This is a genomic window from Klebsiella sp. HMSC09D12, assembly GCF_001808475.1.
In the GTDB taxonomy this organism is placed as follows: Bacteria; Pseudomonadota; Gammaproteobacteria; order Enterobacterales; family Enterobacteriaceae; genus Klebsiella; species Klebsiella oxytoca.
Map to the genome: position 1 here is coordinate 40,766 of NZ_KV793473.1, position 19,874 is coordinate 60,639.

Annotated in this window: 19 protein-coding genes; 12 read left to right on the forward strand and 7 right to left on the reverse strand. The window is 56.8% G+C overall.

What is annotated here, in order from left to right; genetic code table 11:
• Positions 1–2 precede the first annotated feature (2 nt).
• Entirely contained in the window at positions 3–599 is a 597-nt protein-coding gene (tehB, locus tag HMPREF3178_RS11675) for a tellurite resistance methyltransferase TehB (protein ID WP_004101785.1), read from the forward strand.
• Here tehB and pepT read toward each other — a convergent pair.
• Entirely contained in the window at positions 596–1,825 is a 1,230-nt protein-coding gene (gene pepT / locus HMPREF3178_RS11680) for a peptidase T (RefSeq protein WP_017145962.1), read from the reverse strand. The two genes, tehB and pepT, sit on opposite strands and share 4 nt — an antisense overlap.
• A gap of 113 nt (positions 1,826–1,938) precedes the next feature.
• Between pepT and HMPREF3178_RS11685 the strand changes: the two genes are divergently transcribed.
• On the forward strand, positions 1,939–3,531 hold the full coding sequence (locus tag HMPREF3178_RS11685) for an ABC transporter substrate-binding protein (protein WP_017145961.1): 1,593 nt from the start codon (positions 1,939–1,941) through the stop codon (positions 3,529–3,531).
• 139 nt (positions 3,532–3,670) lie between these two features.
• Complete coding sequence (locus HMPREF3178_RS11690; protein WP_017145960.1) at positions 3,671–4,339, forward strand: DUF3313 domain-containing protein; 669 nt, start codon at positions 3,671–3,673, stop codon at positions 4,337–4,339.
• Positions 4,340–4,435: 96 nt separating this feature from the next.
• On the opposite strand, the gene HMPREF3178_RS11695 is transcribed toward HMPREF3178_RS11690, so the two are convergent.
• Positions 4,436–5,332 carry a DMT family transporter gene (locus HMPREF3178_RS11695; RefSeq protein ID WP_004101793.1) on the reverse strand — a complete coding sequence of 299 codons (897 nt, stop codon included), beginning with the start codon at positions 5,330–5,332 and terminating at the stop codon, positions 4,436–4,438.
• Between the two features lie 182 nt (positions 5,333–5,514).
• Between HMPREF3178_RS11695 and HMPREF3178_RS11700 the strand changes: the two genes are divergently transcribed.
• On the forward strand, positions 5,515–6,381 hold the full coding sequence (locus HMPREF3178_RS11700) for an AraC family transcriptional regulator (protein WP_016807859.1): 867 nt from the start codon (positions 5,515–5,517) through the stop codon (positions 6,379–6,381).
• On the opposite strand, the gene HMPREF3178_RS11705 is transcribed toward HMPREF3178_RS11700, so the two are convergent.
• Entirely contained in the window at positions 6,361–7,650 is a 1,290-nt protein-coding gene (locus HMPREF3178_RS11705) for a benzoate/H(+) symporter BenE family transporter (protein ID WP_262351459.1), read from the reverse strand. The two genes, HMPREF3178_RS11700 and HMPREF3178_RS11705, sit on opposite strands and share 21 nt — an antisense overlap.
• Positions 7,651–7,721: 71 nt before the next feature.
• On the opposite strand from HMPREF3178_RS11705, the gene HMPREF3178_RS11710 reads away from it, so the two are divergent.
• The 3 genes from HMPREF3178_RS11710 to HMPREF3178_RS11720 all read left to right on the forward strand — a co-directional run bounded on the left by HMPREF3178_RS11710 (position 7,722) and on the right by HMPREF3178_RS11720 (position 10,991).
• Positions 7,722–8,147: a GNAT family N-acetyltransferase gene (locus HMPREF3178_RS11710; RefSeq protein ID WP_004101800.1), complete on the forward strand. Its 426-nt coding sequence runs from the start codon at positions 7,722–7,724 to the stop codon at positions 8,145–8,147.
• 94 nt (positions 8,148–8,241) lie between these two features.
• Complete coding sequence (locus HMPREF3178_RS11715) at positions 8,242–8,778, forward strand: helix-turn-helix domain-containing protein (protein WP_004101801.1); 537 nt, start codon at positions 8,242–8,244, stop codon at positions 8,776–8,778.
• Between the two features lie 248 nt (positions 8,779–9,026).
• Positions 9,027–10,991 carry a peptidase U32 family protein gene (locus HMPREF3178_RS11720; RefSeq protein ID WP_017145958.1) on the forward strand — a complete coding sequence of 655 codons (1,965 nt, stop codon included), beginning with the start codon at positions 9,027–9,029 and terminating at the stop codon, positions 10,989–10,991.
• 13 nt (positions 10,992–11,004) lie between these two features.
• On the opposite strand, the gene HMPREF3178_RS11725 is transcribed toward HMPREF3178_RS11720, so the two are convergent.
• The 4 genes from HMPREF3178_RS11725 to HMPREF3178_RS11740 form a co-directional block, all read right to left on the reverse strand.
• Entirely contained in the window at positions 11,005–11,238 is a 234-nt protein-coding gene (locus HMPREF3178_RS11725) for a DUF2554 family protein (protein WP_004101803.1), read from the reverse strand.
• 168 nt (positions 11,239–11,406) lie between these two features.
• Complete coding sequence (locus HMPREF3178_RS11730) at positions 11,407–11,532, reverse strand: DUF2474 domain-containing protein (protein ID WP_004101804.1); 126 nt, start codon at positions 11,530–11,532, stop codon at positions 11,407–11,409.
• On the reverse strand, positions 11,532–12,542 hold the full coding sequence (gene cydB / locus HMPREF3178_RS11735; protein ID WP_004101805.1) for a cytochrome d ubiquinol oxidase subunit II: 1,011 nt from the start codon (positions 12,540–12,542) through the stop codon (positions 11,532–11,534). Before cydB ends, HMPREF3178_RS11730 begins: the two co-directional genes overlap by 1 nt.
• Positions 12,542–13,939 (reverse strand): cytochrome ubiquinol oxidase subunit I, encoded by a 1,398-nt coding sequence (locus HMPREF3178_RS11740; protein ID WP_004101806.1) that lies wholly within the window; start codon positions 13,937–13,939, stop codon positions 12,542–12,544. Before HMPREF3178_RS11740 ends, cydB begins: the two co-directional genes overlap by 1 nt.
• Before the next feature lie 327 nt (positions 13,940–14,266).
• On the opposite strand from HMPREF3178_RS11740, the gene HMPREF3178_RS11745 reads away from it, so the two are divergent.
• The 5 genes from HMPREF3178_RS11745 (at position 14,267) to HMPREF3178_RS11765 (ending at position 19,874) form a co-directional block, all read left to right on the forward strand.
• A complete protein-coding gene (locus HMPREF3178_RS11745) occupies positions 14,267–15,679 on the forward strand; it encodes an aminotransferase-like domain-containing protein (protein WP_004101808.1) in 1,413 nt (470 codons plus the stop codon).
• 292 nt (positions 15,680–15,971) lie between these two features.
• On the forward strand, positions 15,972–17,117 hold the full coding sequence (gene ydcS, locus HMPREF3178_RS11750) for a putative ABC transporter substrate-binding protein YdcS (protein ID WP_004101810.1): 1,146 nt from the start codon (positions 15,972–15,974) through the stop codon (positions 17,115–17,117).
• Between the two features lie 19 nt (positions 17,118–17,136).
• On the forward strand, positions 17,137–18,147 hold the full coding sequence (locus tag HMPREF3178_RS11755) for an ABC transporter ATP-binding protein (RefSeq protein WP_004112756.1): 1,011 nt from the start codon (positions 17,137–17,139) through the stop codon (positions 18,145–18,147).
• Between the two features lies 1 nt (position 18,148).
• A complete protein-coding gene (locus HMPREF3178_RS11760; RefSeq protein ID WP_004112757.1) occupies positions 18,149–19,078 on the forward strand; it encodes an ABC transporter permease in 930 nt (309 codons plus the stop codon).
• The gene (locus HMPREF3178_RS11765; protein WP_017145957.1) at positions 19,068–19,874 is read left to right on the forward strand and encodes an ABC transporter permease; all 807 of its coding nucleotides are present in this window, start codon (positions 19,068–19,070) and stop codon (positions 19,872–19,874) included. Before HMPREF3178_RS11760 ends, HMPREF3178_RS11765 begins: the two co-directional genes overlap by 11 nt.

Consider the following 19,874-nt stretch of genomic DNA (forward strand, 5'->3'; position numbering starts at 1 on the left):
TCATGACGCTTCGTGACGAAAACTACTTTACCGATAAATACGGCATGACCCGCACCCATTCGGAGGTGCTGCACGCCGCCACGCTGATCGCCCCGGGCAGGGCGCTGGATCTGGGCTGCGGCAACGGTCGCAATAGCTTGTATCTGGCAGCCAACGGGTTTGATGTTACCGCGTGGGACAAAAACCCTGCCAGCATCGGTAATCTTGAAAGCATTCGTCAGGCGGAAGGGCTGGAGAATCTGCGGACGGCGATTAAGGATCTTAACGCCCTGAGCTTTGACGGCGAGTATGACTTTATTCTTTCCACCGTGGTGATGATGTTTCTTGATGCGCAGACCATCCCGGGTCTCATCGCCAATATGCAACGCTGTACCAAACCCGGCGGCTACAATCTGATCGTTGCCGCTATGGATACCGACGATTATCCGTGCACCGTTGGCTTCCCGTTCGCCTTTAAACCGGGTGAGCTTAGCCACTACTACCAGGGCTGGGCGTTCCTCAAGTACAACGAAGACGTCGGTGAACTTCACCGCACCGACGCCAACGGCAATCGTATCAAACTGCGTTTCGCCACCATGCTGGCGCGCAAACCGGCCTAACGCGCGGCTAACAGGCAGAGCTGGAACGCGGTCTGATAAGAGGCTTCAAAGGCGCGCAGCGGCAGAAATTCAAACTTCGAGTGGAAGTTATGCGCGCCGGTGAAGAAGTTTGGCGTTAACACCCCTTTTGCCGACAGGGCCGCGCCGTCGGTGCCGCCGCGCATCGGCGTTGGTTTCGGCGTAATGCCTAAGCTTTCCATTGCTTCGAACATCAGATCAATGGCGCGGCGATCTTCGCCAATCGCATTGCTGATGTTGCTGTAGGTATCGCTGACGTGAAATTCCACCTTACCGGTTGGATACTGCGCGGCGATTTTTTGCGCCACTTCGCCGATCTGCTGCTTGCGGCGATTAAAGCTGGCGAGATCGAAGTCGCGGATGCTGGCCTGCAGTAGGGTGCTATTTTGATCGCCCTGGATGCCGTTAAACCACACGTAGCCTTCGCGTCCGGCAGTATATTCCGGCGTTTGCTGGCGATCGAAATGGCTCATGTAATCGGTGGCCATCAGCAGCGGGTTCACCAGTACGCCCTTTGATGACATCGGATGGGCCGTGACGCCGGTAAAACGGATCTCCGCGGCGGCGGCGTTAAAGTTCTCATAGACGATTTCGCCGAGCTCGCAGCAGTCGATGGTCCACGCAAAATCGACGGCAAAGCGCGAGAGGTCCAGCGCTTTCGCTCCCCGCAGACCCACTTCTTCATCCGGCACAAAGGCCACCACGATATCGCCGTGGCGATGCTCCGCCGTGAGGTTTTCCAGCACCGTCATCACCACCGTGACGGCGGATTTGTTATCCGCCCCGAGCACGCTGGTACCGTCGCTAAAAATAATCTCTTCATCGGGATAAGCGAGGATTTCCGGATGTTCGACGACGCGCAGCCAGATATCTTTCTCGCTGTTCAAACAGAGATCTTCACCAGTGAAGCGCAGAATTTGTGGATGAATCTCCGGTGACAAACCAACGTCAACGGTATCGATGTGGGTAATAAAGCCAATCCGCGGCGCGTCTGGGACATTGCCTTTTTTCACCGCCGTCACGGTGGCGTGTTCGTCAATCACAATGTCATCCAGCCCAAGCTGGCGTAGCTCATCCGCAAGGGCCTGCGCCATCGCGTGTTGCCCGGCGGTGGTGGGTAGGGTGGACGCTCGCGGATCGCTTTGGCTGGTTATCGCCAGATAGCGAAAGAAGCGTTGGGTTAATTGACTGGCCAGGGCTGATGACATAGTGATTCCTTCTTTATTCGAGTTTTCAGGTGTTTGCAATCAGGCTTTAGTGTTATGTATGGAAGGGAAAACAACAAGCTATTCATTAGCTGACAAATTAAAAAGGAAAACATATGCAACGCAGATTCACGACGCTTGCTCTGGCGGTAGCGGCCCTGACGGCCAGCTCAGCTATTAGCGCAAAAACGCTGGTCTACTGTTCAGAAGGATCGCCGGAAAACTTTAACCCTCAACTCTATACCTCGGGAACCAGCGTGGATGCCAGCGCGGTACCGGTCTATAACCGGCTGGTTGACTTTAAAGCCGGTACTACGGAATTAGTGCCGAGCCTGGCCGAAAGCTGGGAAGTCAGCGAAGATGGCAAAGTTTATACTTTCTATTTACGTAAAGGCGTTAAATTCCAGAGTAATAAATATTTCAAACCCAGCCGCGATTTTAATGCCGATGATGTTATTTTTTCATTTATGCGGCAAAAAGATCCTCATCATCCTTATCACAATGTCTCCAACGGCAATTATTCTAATTTTGAAAGCCTGGAGTTTGGTCAGTTAATTACCGCAATCGATAAGCCTGATGAATATACGGTGCGTTTTACATTAGCGCATCCTGAAGCGCCATTTGTCGCCGATCTTGCCTGGTATTTTGCCTCTATTTTATCGGCGGAATATGCCGATGCGATGTTAAAAGCCGGCACGCCAGAACGCGTGGACATGGACCCGATTGGCACCGGTCCGTTCAAACTCGCACAGTATCAAAAAGATTCCCGCATTCTCTTCACCGCTTTCCCGGAATACTGGCAGGGGAAAGCCCATATCGATCGCCTGATTTTCAGCATCACGCCGGACGCTTCGGTGCGTTACGCCAAGCTGGAGAAAAACGAGTGCCAGGTAATGCCGTTCCCCAATCCGGCAGACCTGCCGCGAATGAAAGAGAACAACGCGATCAATCTGATGAGCAAAGCGGGCCTCAACACCGGTTTCCTGGCGTTTAATACGCAAAAAGCGCCGCTGGACAACGTCAAGGTGCGCCAGGCCTTAGCGATGGCGATCAATAAACCGGCGATCATTGAAGCCGTCTTCCACGGCACCGGTACGGTGGCGAAAAACCTGCTGCCGCCGGGGGTATGGAGCGCGGATAGCCAGCTTAAAGATTACGAGTATGACCCGCAGAAAGCGCAAGCGCTGCTGGCGGAGTCGGGCGTTTCCGGGCCGATAACCATCGACCTGTGGGCGATGCCGGTGCAGCGTCCTTATAATCCGAACGCCAAACGCATGGCCGAGATGATTCAGGCCGACTGGGCGAAAATCGGCGTGCAAACTAAGATCACAACCTATGAGTGGGGTGAATACTTAAAGCGGGTTAAGGATGGTGAACACCAGGCGGCGCTGATGGGCTGGACCACCGCGACCGGCGACCCGGATAACTTCTTTGGCCCGTTGTTTACCTGCCAGTCGGCAAACGGCGGCTCTAACTCGGCGAAATGGTGCTATCAGCCGTTCGATAACCTCATCGCCGAGGCGAAATCGATAACCGATCGCCAAAAACGCGAGACGCTCTATCTGCAGGCGCAGCAGATGATGCACGACCAGATGCCGGCGGTGATGATTGCCCACTCGACTATTTTTGAACCGGTACGTAAAAACGTTTCTGGTTACGAAATCGACCCCTTCGGCAAGCATATTTTTTATCAGGTTGATATAAAATAAATACGAAAAAACGGCCCGCCGGCAGCGGCGGGTTTATTTTTTTACGCTACTTGACGTACCACCACTTTTGCCACAAAACTTACCCCTGTCTTTTGCTATAACACTTGCCGATAGATGGTATTCACAGGGATCAACCTATATGCGTACTCAGTTATTTTTTAAGGTCGCCGCGCTGGCTGGCCTGTTAGCCCTGGCCGGTTGTTCATCAAAACTGGCTAAATCTGAACAATATTCCGGTTTTTTAAAAGATTACTCAGGTTTAAAAGAAACCACCTCCGCTTCCGGTAAACCGGAGCTGCGCTGGATTTCTGCGGATTACAATCCGAACAACTATGACAATATCGTTTATAACCCCATCACCTATTATCCGGTCCCTAAGCCGACGACCCAGGTTGGCGAAAAGGCGCTCAGCGATATCCTTAATTACACCAACAAAGAGATGAAACAGGCTATTTCCGAGCGTAAACCGCTGGCTACCACCGCAGGGAAACGCAGCCTGATCTTCCGCGGCGCCATCACCGGCGTGGATTCCAGCAAAGAAGGCCTGCAGTTCTACGAAGTGATTCCGGTGGCGATGATTATCGCCGGTACCCAGGCGGCAACCGGCCACCGTACCATGGACACCAACCTGTTCTTTGAAGGTGAGCTGATTGACGCGGCAACCCACAAGCCGGTGGTCAAAGTAGTGCGCAAGGGGGAGGGTAAAAATCTCTCCAACGAGAATACGCCGCTCACCGTCGAGACCCTGAAGCAGGTGATCGATGATATGGCGATTGACGCGGTGAAATTCGACCCTAATAACCGTTAATCAGGCGTATCCGTGAATAAAGGCGCTAGTGGTTGATAGCGCCTTTTTCATTTCTCCTCGACGGCAGCGCGAGCATCAGCAGCGATCCGAGCGAACTCAGGCCAGCCTGCGCCGCAGCAGCCACTGCTCCGGGCGAGCAAACATCACCAGATTGCCGAGCAGAATCAGCGCTAACCCGGCGACGGCGTTGCTATGCCAGACGTAGCCCTCATAAAAGGTGGAAATCGTCAGCGCGACGAGCGGAAACAACAGGGTACTGTAGGCGGCTTTGCTGGCGCCGATTCGCCCCACCAGCGTGAAATAGGCGCCGAAAGCGATCACCGAGCCAAACACCGCCAGATACAGCAGCGCGCCCATATAGCTTAGCGTCCACTGCGGGGCAAAACTATCGCCGCGTACCAGCGCGATAGCGCCCATGACCAGCGTGCCGTAAAGCATTGCCCAGCTGTTGGTGGTCAAGGTTTCCAGGCCGCGGCGCTGGTGGCGAAGGCTGAGCATATTGCCGAGCGAAAATCCGTAGGTGCCTAATGCGCTGAGCGCAATACCGAGCAGCAGCGATGCATTGAGGCCGTTGGCCCACAAATCATCCCAGAAGAGCGTTACGATGCCCGCCAGACCCAGCGCGGCGGCCAGCCAGAAACGGCCCGGCGGCTGCTGGCGGAAAAAGAGAAAACTGTTAATCGCGTTAAACAGCACCGCCATGGAGAAGATCACCGACTCCAGCCCGGTATTGATATACGCAGCGGCGGTATAGAAGCACCAGAAATTAAAGCAGAAGACGCAGCAGCCCTGCAGCAGGCAGAAAAGATGGTCCCGGGCGGCCAGCGGGCGAAGACGGCGGGTAACCAGCAGAATGGTCAGCATGGTGATGCTGGCGACGGCAAAACGCCAGAAAATAGACACCGGCGCGGCGACCGGCCCCTGCTGCAAAAAGATAGCAATCCATGTCGTACCCCAGATAACGACGACTAACCCGTAGAGTAATGCGTTCAAAATGTCTCTCCTGTGAGTGTTGTACCCGTCATTTTGCAGCCTCGCCATGCTCCGCGCTGTCATCCACGTGTTGCCGACTTGCAAATTCTTGCGCTTATTTTGCGTTGGCGGCGGGCGAAAGCTGGTATCCGTCAGCGACTCTTCTTAGACTAGGGATCTGCGGAAACTGAACTGTGAAGGCTATGGCTTACGGGACTTTCGAAACATTGCGTCAAAAAAATGCCGTGCTGCGGGAGACGGTTAAGCTCAACTCCGGGATTCAGCTGGCGGCGTGGTATAACAATCTCGATACCATAACGGTACAAAGCGATCACCACACTCTGAGCCTGTATATTGCCGATGGCTACGAAAGCTACCAGAAGACGCCACATGGCTGGAAAAACGGCGGCGGGCCCGACCGTTTCTGCCTGATGCCGAAAGGCGATGAGAGCACCTGGGATATTCGCGGCGACCTCTCTTTTGTCCACCTTTACTGCACCGATGAACATCTCCGCCGGGTAGGCGAGCAGATTTGGGACCGTAGTCCGGCTTCGTTCACGCTGCAGGAAAAAACCTTTTCCAGCGATGACAAAATTACCGCTGTCTATCGCCAGTTTCTGCTGGACAACGACTGGCAGCAGCAGGCGAACCACCTTACGTTGAGTTCCGCCAGCACGCTGCTGCTCACGCACTTGATTCAGCATTATTCAAACGTTCAGTGGCGTTTGCCGACGGTGACCGGCGGCCTGGCGCCGCACGTCTTGCGTAATCTGCTGGCATGGATTGAGGAGAACCTCGACCGGCCGCTCACCCTTGCCGATCTGGCGCAGGAAGCGGCGCTCAGCGAATACCATTTTGCGCGGATGTTCCGCCAGTCAATGAAAATGGCGCCGCATCAGTACGTGATGCAGCGCCGGATGGTTAAAGCGCAGGCGCTTATTACCCGCAGTCTGCTGCCGTTAACCGATATTGCTATGGCCTGCGGTTTTAGCAGCGCCAGCCACTTTAGCAATCGGGTAAAAAGCGCCACCGGCCTGACGCCCTCGCAGCTACGCGCGGCGCAGCGCTGACAGTAAAACGTAGCTGACGCCGCCGAGAACCAGCCCCCAAAAAGCAGAGCCGATACCGGCCAGCTCCACGCCGCTGGCGGTGACCAGAAAAGTCACCACCGCGGCATCGCGTTCACGCTCATGATTGAGCGCCTGAAACAGGCTGCCGCCGATGGTGCCCAGCAGCGCCAGTCCGGCAAGCATCTGGATCCATGCCGCCGGCAGCGCCGACATCAACGAAGTGATGGAGCCGCCGAAGATTCCCGCCAGCAGATAAAAAACGCCCGCCGCCGCCGCCGCGAGCCAGCGCTTTTGCGGGTCCGGATGGGCTTCCGGGCTTTGGCAAATCGCGGCCGTAATCGCGGCGATACAGATCGAGTAGACGCCAAACGGCGACAGCAGCAGCGCCAGACCGCCGGTCGCCACGATCAGCGATGAAGCCGGAACCCGATAGCCCGAAGCCTGCAGGGTAGCAAAGCCGGGGGCATTCTGCGAAGCCATGGTAACAAGGAAAAACGGTACGCCGACGCTAAGCAGCAGCGCGGGCGTAAATTCAGGAGCGATAAAAGCGGGGGCGACAAAGCGCCAGCTGATATGTGACCCTGTCACATCTCCGCTGAGGGCGGCGACCGCGCTTCCCGCCAGCAGGGCGGTCACCACGGCAAATCGGGGAAGGCAGACTTTGCATATCAGCCAGGCGGCTAACATGCTGCCGCATAGCAGCAGATTGCCCTGCAGGCTGGAGAAAGCCTGCATACCAAAACGCAGCAAAATACCGGCCAGCATCGCCGCCGCCAGCGAATGGGGAATGATTTTCATCAGCCGGGCAAACAGACCGGTTACGCCGCACAGTACGATTAAGCCGTTAGCAAAGATAAACACGCCAATCGCCTGCGCCAGCGTGACGCCGTGCAGGCCGCTAACCAGCAGCGCCGCCCCGGGCGTTGACCACGCCGTCAGGATTGGTACCTTTCGCCATAAGGTGAGCGCCAGGGTACTCACACCCATTCCCAGGCCTAAGGCGGTCATCCAGCCGGCGATTTGCGAAGCATCGGCGCCTGCCGCCGCCGCTGCCTGCCAGATAATGGCGGCAGAACTGGCGTAGCCGACTAAGACCGCGACAAAACCGGCAAGCAGAGTCGGAAAAGGTAGAGTAAAAGAGCGCATAAACATTACCTTGTGCGTTATAACGGTCTTTGTAATGTAGCATTGTGCGTTATAACGCACAACTGGCTTTGTTTTAGTCCCACGGTGGGGCTCGTGAGAGGGAGACAGAACAAACGAGGGCATCCGATCTTGACAATACTGAGCGGCACGCAATAGATATCACTGTCAATCAGTTACCAAGGAAACAAGCGATCATGGTTACGACCAGAACAGCTAAGGAGGCCGATGCTCCCGGCCTGCTCGTGCTTTTTCAACAGCTCGGCTATCCGACAGATTTAGACAACCTGCAATCCTTATTACGGGAACAAAACCCCTACCGCTACGCGTTGATTGCCCAGGTAAAAGAACGTTTATCCGGGGTGATTGTAGTGAACCTGATTGACCCGATGCATGAAAAAGGACGTTGGGGGTTAATTTCGGCGCTGGTGATTGATGAGTCATGCCGGGGTATGGGAGTGGGGCGAATATTACTTGTGGAAGCCGAACGGATCGCGGCCGCCAGCGGTTGTCGCCAAATTGAACTCTCCAGCAGCGAACGACGGGAACAGGCGCATAAGTTTTATCAGAACAACGGCTATAAAGAAGTCAGAAAACGCTTTTTGAAATCGCTCATATCCTGAATGGCGGATGGTTCTGAAAAACGCATACTAAGTGACCCCCTGTAGAATCAGGTGAATATGCGTATAATTCCTTCAGATATTATTGGGAGGTTGAATGAATATTGCGCAACATCTGTCGGCGACGCTAAAAACGCTGCGCCAGCAGCGCGGCTGGAGCCTGTCGCGCCTGGCGGAAGAAACCGGCGTATCGAAAGCCATGCTGGGCCAGATTGAACGTAACGAATCCAGTCCGACCGTGGCGACGCTGTGGAAAATTGCCACCGGCCTGAACGTACCGTTTTCCGCCTTTATTATCGCCGATGATAGCGCTGAACCAGCCGCCTTCGACCCGCAGCAGCAGGCGATGGTTGTGACGCCTGTTTTTCCCTGGGACCCGGTGCTGCGTTTCGATCACTTCTCCATTACCCTGGCGCCCGGCGCGCTAAGCGAGTCCACGCCGCACGAGGAAGGGGTTATCGAACATGTGGTGGTGATTAGCGGCGTGCTGGATCTGTGCCTGCAGGGCGAGTGGCTGTCGCTGCAGCCAGGGGAAGGGCGGCGTTTCGCCGGTGATTTAGCGCACGCCTACCGCAATAGCGGCGCGCAGACCGCCCATTTCCATTCGCTGATCCACTACCCAAAAGCACAATAAAAAAGCCGCGAGCAAACTCGCGGCCAGGCAAATGACTGAGACAACAAATCACAACGTGACGAGGAAAATCCGGAATACGCGATGACTGTATCCTCAGGCGCTTTTTGTGGGAAATATCTTTTCCTTCAATACTTTGCTGAAAAGTGAAAATTCCCCCTGCGGCGGCGGTGGAAAATGTTTTGGTCTGCGCGCAGTTCTGACTACAATAGCCGCCATTTCGACCCCCTATAATGGATAACGACGAGCGTATGCGCCTGCAAAACCATCATCTTGAACTATTGAGTCCTGCCCGCGATGCCGGGATCGCCCGTGAAGCGATTTTACACGGCGCGGATGCGGTCTATATCGGCGGACCGGGCTTCGGCGCGCGTCACAACGCCAGCAATAGCCTGAGCGACATCGCCGGACTGGTGCCATTTGCCCACCGCTACGGCGCGAAGGTGTTCGTGACCCTGAACACCATTCTTCATGATGATGAACTGGAACCGGCGCAACGTCTGATAACCGATCTGTACGAAACCGGCGTGGACGCGCTGATTGTTCAGGATATGGGCGTGCTGGAGCTGGATATTCCGCCGATTGAGCTGCATGCCAGCACCCAGTGCGATATTCGCAGCGTGGAGAAAGCGAAATTTCTTTCCGATGTCGGCTTCAGCCAAATCGTCCTCGCCCGCGAGCTGAATCTTCAGCAGATCAAAGCGATTTACGATAATACCGACGCGACCATCGAATTCTTTATCCACGGAGCGCTGTGCGTGGCCTATTCCGGTCAGTGCAATATTTCCCATGCTCAGACCGGGCGCAGCGCCAACCGCGGCGACTGCTCGCAGGCCTGCCGTCTGCCCTATACCCTGAAAGATGACCAGGGCCGCGTGGTGGCCTATGAAAAGCATTTGCTGTCGATGAAAGACAACGATCAGACCGCCAACCTGGCCGCGCTGATCGATGCCGGAGTGCGTTCCTTTAAGATTGAGGGACGCTACAAAGACATGAGCTATGTGAAGAATATTACCGCGCATTATCGCCAGATGCTTGACGCCATCATTGAAGATCGCGGCGATCTGGCCCGCTCGTCGTTGGGACGTACGGAGCACTTCTTCATCCCGTCCACGGATAAAACCTTCCATCGCGGCAGCACCGACTATTTTGTCAACGCCCGCAAAGGCGATATCGGCGCGTTTGATTCGCCGAAGTTTATTGGCCTGCCGGTGGGTGAAGTGCTGAAAGTCGGCAAGGATTTTCTCGACGTTGAGGTGAGCGAAGCCCTGACCAACGGTGACGGCCTGAACGTGATGATCAAACGTGAGGTTGTCGGCTTTCGCGCCAACACGGTTGAAAAAACGGGCGAAAATCGCTACCGCGTATGGCCGAACGAGATGCCCGCGGATTTACACAAAGTGCGCCCGCATCAGCCCCTAAACCGTAACCTCGATCATAACTGGCAGCAGGCGCTGCTAAAAACCTCCAGCGAGCGTCGCATCGCGGTGGATATTGAACTGAGCGGCTGGCAGGAACAGCTGGTCTTAACCATGACCAGCGAGGAGGGCGTCAGCGTCACCCATACTCTGGACGGCGATTTTGCCGAAGCGACCCAGGCGGAGAAAGCGCTGACGAATCTGCGTGACGGCCTGGCGAAGCTGGGCCAGACCCTTTACTACTCGCGCAACATGGAAATTAACCTGCCGGGTGCGCTATTCGTGCCGAACAGCCTGTTGAACCAGCTGCGTCGGGAAACCGTAGATATGCTGGATGACGCGCGGCTGAAAGCCGTGGTGCGCGGCTGCCGCAAGCCGGTTTCCGTCCCGCCGCCGGTCTATCCGGAAACGCACCTGTCGTTTCTGGCGAACGTCTACAACCAAAAGGCGCGCGAGTTTTACCAGCGTTACGGCGTGCAGCTGATCGATGCCGCCTATGAAGCGCATCAGGAGAAGGGCGATGTGCCGGTCATGATCACTAAGCACTGCCTGCGCTTTGCTTTTAATCTGTGTCCGAAACAGGCTAAAGGGTCGATTAAGAGCTGGAAAGCCACGCCGATGCAGTTGATTCACGGCGATGAAGTGTTGACGCTGAAATTTGACTGCCGCCCCTGCGAAATGCACGTCGTCGGTAAGATAAAAAATCATATCCTTAAAATGCCGCTACCGGGCAGCATCGTGGCGTCCGTCAGCCCGGATGAGCTTATAAAAACCCTGCCGAAACGCAAGGGCGCCTGATGACTGACAGGTCTTAGGGATAGAAGTGCATTTTCGGCTTTCGCGCATTTTGCCAGCGGTGATGTTCGCGCAGATCGGACGCGGCTTCTTCGCTCTGGCTGCGTAGCTCATCGCTATCGGCTTCGTGCTGTAGCTGCTGCTCGAGGCCCTGTACCGGGAAGAAATCGTGTCCGTGCTGGTGGGCCAGCACGTGGCCGGAAAACAGGGCGCACACCAGCAGTAGCGCTGAAACGTATCTTCTGAGCATATCTTTTCCCTTCTGTCGGTGAGTGGGGCTACTATGCCAGGGAGTTGTTGAGCTTATTTCCGCGTTTATCAAAGATGGGAAAAGCTTTTGTCAGCGCTCCCTGACGGATGGCGAAAAAAAGCCCGACGGTGGAGCCGTCGGGCCGACTAAAATGACGTTACGGGCGGCTCAAACCTTCAGCCCGGCGGCCGTCATCAGAAGCCGAAACCCCATGCTCACCGCTCCCAGCGCCAGCACGCTGCCTCCCCACAGCACTATCATCCATACCGCTCGCTTAAGCCATACTCGTTGCATCAGTGATACCCCTCGCCGTGTTGAACTTTGCCGCGAAAAACGTAGTAGCTCCAGAAGGTGTAGCCGAGGATCACCGGCAGAATAAGCAGCGCGCCAACCAGCATAAAGCCCTGGCTTTGCGGCGGCGCGGCGGCCTGCCAGAGGGTAATGTCCGGCGGAATAATATGCGGCCAGATACTGATCCCCAGCCCGCTAAAGCCGAGGAAGATCAGCCCCAGCGTGAGAGTAAAAGGCAGCAGGTGGCTGGCGCTGTTGCGAAGCGTTCGCCAGAGCCAGGCGCCGATCGCCGCCACCAGCAGCGGTACCGGCAGCAGGAAGAATAGGTCAGGCAGGCTAAACCAGCGCCGGGCGATGGCCGGTTGCGCCAGCGGCGTCCAGATGCTGATGGCGACAATGACCGCCAGCAGCGCCAACAGCAAGCCGCGCGCGGTCATGCGCATATTGCGGTGGAGCGCATTTTCGCTTTTCATCACCAGCCAGCTGGCACCCAGCAGCGCGTAGGCAACGCATAGCCCCAGGCCGCAGAACAGGGTAAACGGCGTAAACCAGTCAAACATCCCGCCGCTGAAGCTGCGGCCGTTGACCGGGAAACCGTTGATCACCGCTCCGACCACCATGCCCTGGGTGAAGGTGGCCAGAAGGGAACCGACCATAAAAGCGCGATCCCAGAATGGACGATGCGATGGCGTCGCATTAAAGCGAAATTCAAAGGCAACGCCGCGAAAAATAAGACCGATCAACATCAGGGTGAGCGGGATCGCCAGCGCATCGATAATGACCGCGTAGGCCAGAGGAAATGCGCCAAACAGCCCCGCGCCGCCAAGCACCAGCCAGGTTTCATTGCCGTCCCAGACCGGGGCGACGCTGTTTACCATCACGTCGCGGTCCGCCGTGTCCCGGGTAGTGGTGAATAAAATGCCAATGCCCAGGTCAAAGCCATCCATTACGATATACATCAGGGTGGCGAAGACAATGATAACAAACCAAATAACCGATAAATCGATACCCATTAGCGGAACTCCTTCTGCTGTTCATGGCCCGTAGCGGCGGAGAGTGGACGCGCTGGCGTACCGGAGGCCGGTGGCTGCGCGGTCTGCGGACCTTTGCGAATCAGGCGTAGCATATAGCTGTAGCCGACGCCGAACACCGAACCGTAGACAACGATAAAAGTCAGCAGACTGATCGACATATGCAGGTCGCCGTGAGCGGAGACGGCATCAGCGGTGCGCTGAACGCCATAGACGACCCACGGCTGGCGGCCCACTTCGGTGGTCACCCAGCCCGCCAGAATCGCGATAAGTCCCGAAGGTCCCATCCATAGCGCAAAGCGTAAAAAGGGCCTGCTGTGATAGAGGCGGCCGCGATAGCGTAGCCACAAGGCCAGCGCGCCCAGCAGGATCATCAGCATGCCGAGCCCGGCCATCAGGCGGAAGGACCAGAATACGATGGTGGAGTCAGGGCGATCTTCCGGGGCGAACTCCTTCAGCGCCGGCACCTGCTTATCCAGGCTGTGGGTGAGAATCAGGCTGCCGAGAGCCGGGATCTCCAGGCCATAGCGGGTACGCTCCTGCTGCATATCCGGCCAGCCGAACAGCAGCAGCGGGGTGGGCTCTCCGGGCGCGTTCTCCCAGTGTCCTTCAATGGCGGCGATTTTGGCCGGCTGGTGTTTCAACGTATTCAGCCCGTGCATATCGCCAATCAGCGCCTGAATGGGGGCGACAATCAGCGTCATCCACAGCGCCATGGAGAACATCGCGCGGACGGCGGGGGTATTGTTCCCTCGCAGCAGGTGCCAGGCTGCCGACGCGCCGACGAACAGCGCGCTGCTGAGGAAAGCCGCCACCGACATATGCAGCAGGCGGTAAGGGAAAGACGGGTTAAAAATCACCGCCAGCCAGTCCACCGGCACCACCTGACCATTGACGATCTCAAATCCCTGCGGCGTTTGCATCCAGCTATTAGATGCAAGGATCCAGAAGGTGGAGATAATCGTCCCCAGCGCGACCATACAGGTGGCGAAAAAGTGCAGGCCAGGTCCGACACGGTTCCAGCCGAACAGCATCACGCCGAGGAATCCGGCCTCAAGGAAGAAGGCGGTCAGAACCTCATAGGTCAGCAGCGGGCCGGTAATGCTCCCGGCGAATTCCGAGAATCCGCTCCAGTTGGTACCGAATTGGTAGGCCATCACCAGGCCGGAGACGACCCCCATGCCGAAGTTAACGGCGAAGATTTTTGACCAGAAGTGGTACAGCGAACGCCAGGTCGGGTTTTTGGTTTTTAACCATAAGCCTTCCAGTACCGCCAGGTAGCTGGCTAACCCGATGGTGATGGCGGGGAAGATAATATGAAATGACACGGTGAAAGCGAACTGGATCCGCGCCAGGTGGAATGCATCAAGACCGAACATGCAGAACTCCGCAACAAAATTGACTCAGCGCAATTCTAGGCTTCGTTGATAACGGGTTGCAGGAACAGAAACGCTGTTTTTCCCTATAACAGTTGGGGTCTGTTATGACCTTTTGGCAAAACGCAGAATGGCGCTCTCCCGGTCTGCGCTGCGCTTAGCCGGGCTACGGGCTCCCAGCCGTCTGCGGTCCGCTAGCCCGGATAGATGCGCCAGCAACGCCTCCGGTAAGATATTATTTTCACTACACACCATAACAGTTTTTATAAACTGCCATTATTTCTCATCTGATATATAATTGACCCTACGAATAGCTACACGGATCGACGGATGAAAAAGTACCAGCGGCTGGCGCAGCAGATTACCGAACAGATCGCGCTTGGGGTGTGGTTACCCGGCGACAGGTTGCCCTCGCTGCGCGAACAGGTGGTAAGCAGCGGAATGAGTTTTATGACCGTCAGCCACGCCTATCAGCTACTGGAGAGCCAGGGACGCATCATCGCCCGTCCGCAGTCCGGCTATTATGTCGCGCCGCAGCCCACTAAACCGCGGCAGCCCGCGCCGCCCGCCCAGGTAACGCGTGATGAAGCGGTTGATATCAACACTTATATCTTTGAAGTGCTGCAGGCCAGCCGCCAGGCCTCTATGTTGCCCTTCGCCTCGGCTTTTCCCGATCCGCGACTATTCCCCTTACCGCAGCTCAACCGCTCGCTGGCGCAGGTGAGCAAAACCGCAACCGCCATGAGCGTGATTGAAAACCTGCCGCCGGGGAACGATGAACTGCGCCATGCGATTGCCCGGCGCTACGCGCTGCAGGGAATGAATATCTCGCCGGACGACATCGTGATCACCGCCGGCGCGCTGGAAGCGCTGAACCTTAGTCTGCAGGCCGTCACCGAACCGGGCGATTGGGTGGTGGTGGAAAATCCCTGCTTCTACGGGGCGCTGCAGGCTCTTGAAAGATTGCGCCTGAAAGCGCTATCGGTGGCCACGGATGTTAAAGAGGGGATCGATCTCGCCGCGCTGGAGCAGGCGCTACAGAGCTATCCGGTGAAAGCCTGCTGGCTGATGACCAATGGGCAAAACCCGCTCGGCTTTACCCTCAGCGCGGAGAAAAAAGCGCGGCTGGTGGCGCTGCTGGCGCGCTATAACGTGATGCTGATTGAAGATGATGTTTACAGCGAGCTCTACTTTGGTCGTGAGAAACCGCTGCCGGCAAAATACTGGGATCGCGACGATATGACGCTGCACTGCAGCTCCTTCTCCAAATGTCTGGTACCCGGGTTCCGTATCGGCTGGGTGGCGGCGGGCAAGCACGCCCGACGGATCCAGCAGCTACAGCTGATGAGTACGCTCTCCACCAGTTCGCCAATGCAGCTGGCGCTGGTCGATTACCTTTCGACTAAACGCTACGATGCCCACCTGCGCCGTTTACGCCGCCAGCTTGCCGAGCGCAAACAGCTGGCCTGGCAGGCCCTGCTGCGCCATCTTCCCGCAGAGGTAAAAATTCATCATAGCGATAGCGGTTATTTTCTCTGGCTTGAGCTTCCCGCCGGAGCCGATGCGGGGGAGCTGAGCGCCCGCGCGCTGGCGTATAACATCAGCATTGCGCCGGGGAAAATGTTTTCCACCACCGCCAGCTGGACTTCATTCTTCCGCTTTAATACCGCGTGGGGCTGGGGCGAAAAAGAGGAGCTGGGGGTTAAACGCCTGGGCGAACTGATTCGCGAAATGCTGGCTTAGCGTTATTTATTTCCCGCCAGTGATACCGGGCCGAAAAATAAGCCGGCGAACAGGTGGGTTATTATTTTACTGATGCCAACCATAGGAAATTCGCATAGTCGTATTGCCTCGCTAACTCCTTGTCTATAATCCATAAAGTTATTCCGTGTATGCCGTTTTTTGCGTAATGCGCCCCTTGTCACAACCTGAATAAATTTCCCCGGGGGCCCCAGGCGCGCCGTCTACTGTTATGAAGGAAGATATTTTTACGGCACGGCTGCCGCTCATTTTCTTGTGACAGGAGTATGACCCGATGAGCAAAAAAATTGCCCGTGGCAGCCTTTGCGTGCTGGGGATGGTTTTCCTGACGGCGCAGGCCGCCGAGCCGCCGACTTCTCTCGATAAAGGCGAAGGTCGTCTCGATATTATTGCCTGGCCGGGATATATCGAGCGGGGACAAACCGATAAAAGCTACGACTGGGTGAGCCAGTTTGAAAAAGAGTCCGGCTGTCAGGTTAATGTCAAAACCGCCGCCACGTCCGATGAGATGGTCAGCCTGATGGCAAAAGGAGGCTATGACCTGGTCACCGCGTCCGGCGACGCTTCGCTGCGCCTGATTATGGGTAAGCGCGTGCAGCCGATTAACACTGCGCTGATTGCTAACTGGCACTCCCTCGACCCGCGCGTGGAAAAAGGCGCGTGGTTTAACGTCGGCGGACAGGTCTACGGCACTCCATACCAGTGGGGGCCAAACCTGCTGATGTACAACAGCAAAACCTTCCCGACGCCGCCGGATAGCTGGAGCGTGGTGTTCGTAAAACAAAATCTGCCGGACGGAAAAACCAATCAGGGCCGCGTACAGGCTTATGATGGGCCCATTTATATTGCCGACGCCGCGCTATTCGTTAAAGCCACTCAGCCGCAGCTGGGTATTAATGATCCCTATCAACTTACTGAAGCGCAGTATCAGGCGGTGCTGAAAGTCCTGCGCGAACAGCACCCGCTGATCCACCGCTACTGGCACGATACCACCGTGCAGATGAGCGATTTTAAAAACGAAGGTGTGGTGGCCTCCAGCGCCTGGCCCTATCAGGCCAACGGTCTGAAAGCGGAAGGCCAGCCGATTGCCACCGTTTTTCCGAAAGAGGGCGTCACCGGCTGGGCGGATACCACTATGCTGCACAGCGATGCTAAACATCCGGTTTGCGCTTATAAATGGATGAACTGGTCGCTCACCCCGAAAGTGCAGGGGGATGTCGCCGCCTGGTTTGGTTCGCTGCCGGTCGTACCTGCGGGTTGCAAAGCCAGCGCGCTGCTCGGGGATAAAGGCTGCGAAACCAATGGTTACAACGAATTCGCCAAAATTGCGTTCTGGAAAACGCCGGTTGCCGAAGGCGGGAAATTCGTCCCCTACAGCCGCTGGACGCAGGATTACATCGCAATTATGGGCGGTCGTTAAGTCGCCGGAGGCGAAGAACATGCACGCGGTAGAGCTGGATAATGTTTCGCGCCTGTACGGCGACGTGCGGGCGGTGGATGGCGTCAGCATCGCTATTCGCGACGGCGAGTTTTTCTCTATGCTGGGGCCATCCGGCTCCGGCAAAACCACCTGCCTGCGCCTGATTGCCGGATTTGAACAGCTTTCGGGCGGGACGATACGTATTTTTGGCCAACCGGCCAGCGCGCTGCCGCCCTGGCAGCGCGATGTGAATACCGTTTTCCAGGATTATGCGCTGTTTCCTCATATGTCGGTACTCGATAACGTCGCCTACGGGTTGATGGTTAAGGGGATCGGCAAAAAGGAGCGCCACGCCCGTGCGCAGGAGGCGCTGGAGAAAGTGGCGCTCGCTTTTGTGCATGCGCGCAAGCCTTCTCAGCTTTCCGGCGGCCAGCGCCAGCGGGTAGCCATCGCCCGGGCGCTGGTGAATCAGCCAAGGGTCCTGCTGCTGGATGAACCGCTGGGGGCACTGGATCTAAAACTGCGCGAACAGATGCAGCTGGAGCTGAAAAAACTGCAGCAGGCGCTGGGCATCACCTTCATTTTTGTGACCCACGATCAGGGAGAGGCCCTGTCGATGTCTGACCGCGTGGCGGTCTTTAATCAGGGACGCATTGAGCAGGTTGATGCGCCTCAGGATCTCTATTTGCGGCCAAGAACGGCGTTTGTCGCCGGGTTTGTCGGTACCGCCAACGTGTTTAGTAGCGAGCTGGCGCAGAAGCTGTGCGCGATGACGGGCGCCTGGTCGCTGCGTCCGGAGCATATTCGGCTGAATGCCGGCGGGGAGGTGCAGATTCAGGGGATCGTGCAGGCGGTGCAGTATATGGGCGCCGCCACGCGCGTCGAGCTGAAGCTGGCTGACGGCGAGAAGCTGCTGGTGAGTCAGGCGAATGTCGATGGTCAGGCTGCGCTGAACGCCCCTCCGGTAGGGCAACAGGTGCTGGCTTCATGGTCGCGTGCGGCGATGGTCCCCCTGGAGAGCGGAGGGTGATATGACGATGGCGATACCCTCTGCCGGAGGCGGACGCCTGGCCGGCACCTTCTGGCGTCATCCCTCGCTGGCTCTGTTTCTGCTACTGCTGGGGCCGCTCATGTGGTTTGGCATTGTCTATCTGGGGTCGTTGTTGACCCTTTTGTGGCAAAGTTTCTATACCTTTGATGATTTCACCATGTCGGTCACCAACGACCTGACGCTGGCCAATCTGCGCGCGCTGTTTAATCCGGCTAACTACGACATTATTGTGCGCACGCTGGTGATGGCGCTATCGGTGACCGTCGCCAGCGCGATTCTGGCACTGCCCATGGCCTGGTATATGGCCCGCTATACCCGTGGCAAGATGAAAGCCTTTTTCTATATCGCCGTGATGCTGCCGATGTGGGCGAGCTATATCGTCAAAGCCTATGCCTGGACGCTGCTGCTGGCTAAAGATGGCGTCGCCCAGTGGTTCCTGCGCCATCTTGGTCTGGAAAGCGTACTGAGCATGGTGCTGACGATCCCGGCGGTCGGCGGCAATACGCTGTCGACCTCTGGGCTGGGGCGCTTCCTGGTGTTCGTCTATATCTGGCTGCCGTTTATGATCCTGCCGGTGCAGGCGGCGCTGGAACGCCTGCCGTCTTCATTGCTGCAGGCTTCCGCCGATCTTGGCGCCCGTCCGCGCCAGACCTTTCGCTATGTGGTGCTGCCGTTAGCGATCCCCGGCATTGCGGCGGGGTCCATTTTTACCTTCTCCCTGACGCTGGGCGATTTTATCGTGCCGCAGCTGGTGGGGCCGCCGGGATTCTTTATCGGCAATATGGTCTATTCCCAGCAGGGGGCGATTGGCAACATGCCGATGGCGGCGGCGTTTACCCTGGTGCCCATTGTACTGATTGCCCTCTATCTGGCGTTCGTGAAACGTCTGGGAGCATTTGATGCACTCTGATCGCGCACCGCTGTTCCTGAAGGTCGCCACCTGGGGTGGCGTGATATTCCTGCATTTCCCGCTGCTGATTATCGCTCTCTACGCATTCAATACCGAAGACGCCGCCTTCAGCTTTCCGCCTGCAGGCCTGACGCTGCGCTGGTTTAGCGAAGCGGCGGGGCGTAGCGATATTATCGATTCCGTGACGTTGTCACTCAAAATCGCCGCGCTGTCGACCGCCATCGCTCTCGTACTTGGCACGCTGGCTGCAGGTGCGCTGTGGCGCAGCACGTTTTTTGGCAAAAACGCCGTGTCGCTACTGCTGCTATTACCGATTGCGCTGCCCGGCATTATTACCGGGCTTGCGCTGCTGACCGCCTTTAAGGCTGTCAATCTGGAACCAGGGCTGCTGACTATCGTCGTGGGACACGCGACCTTCTGCGTGGTCGTGGTATTTAACAACGTGATTGCCCGCTTTCGCCGCACTTCATGGAGTCTGGTGGAAGCGTCGATGGATTTAGGCGCAACCGGCTGGCAAACCTTTCGTTACGTGGTACTGCCCAATCTGGGATCGGCGCTGCTGGCGGGGGGAATGCTGGCATTTGCTCTGTCGTTTGATGAAATTATCGTGACCACGTTTACCGCCGGGCACGAGCGTACGCTGCCGCTCTGGTTGCTTAATCAGCTCGGGCGCCCGCGCGATGTCCCGGTCACCAACGTCGTCGCGCTGCTGGTCATGCTGGTGACGATGTTTCCGATTCTGGGGGCCTGGTGGCTCACTCGTGACGGCGACATCAGCGCGGAAAACGGAAAATAA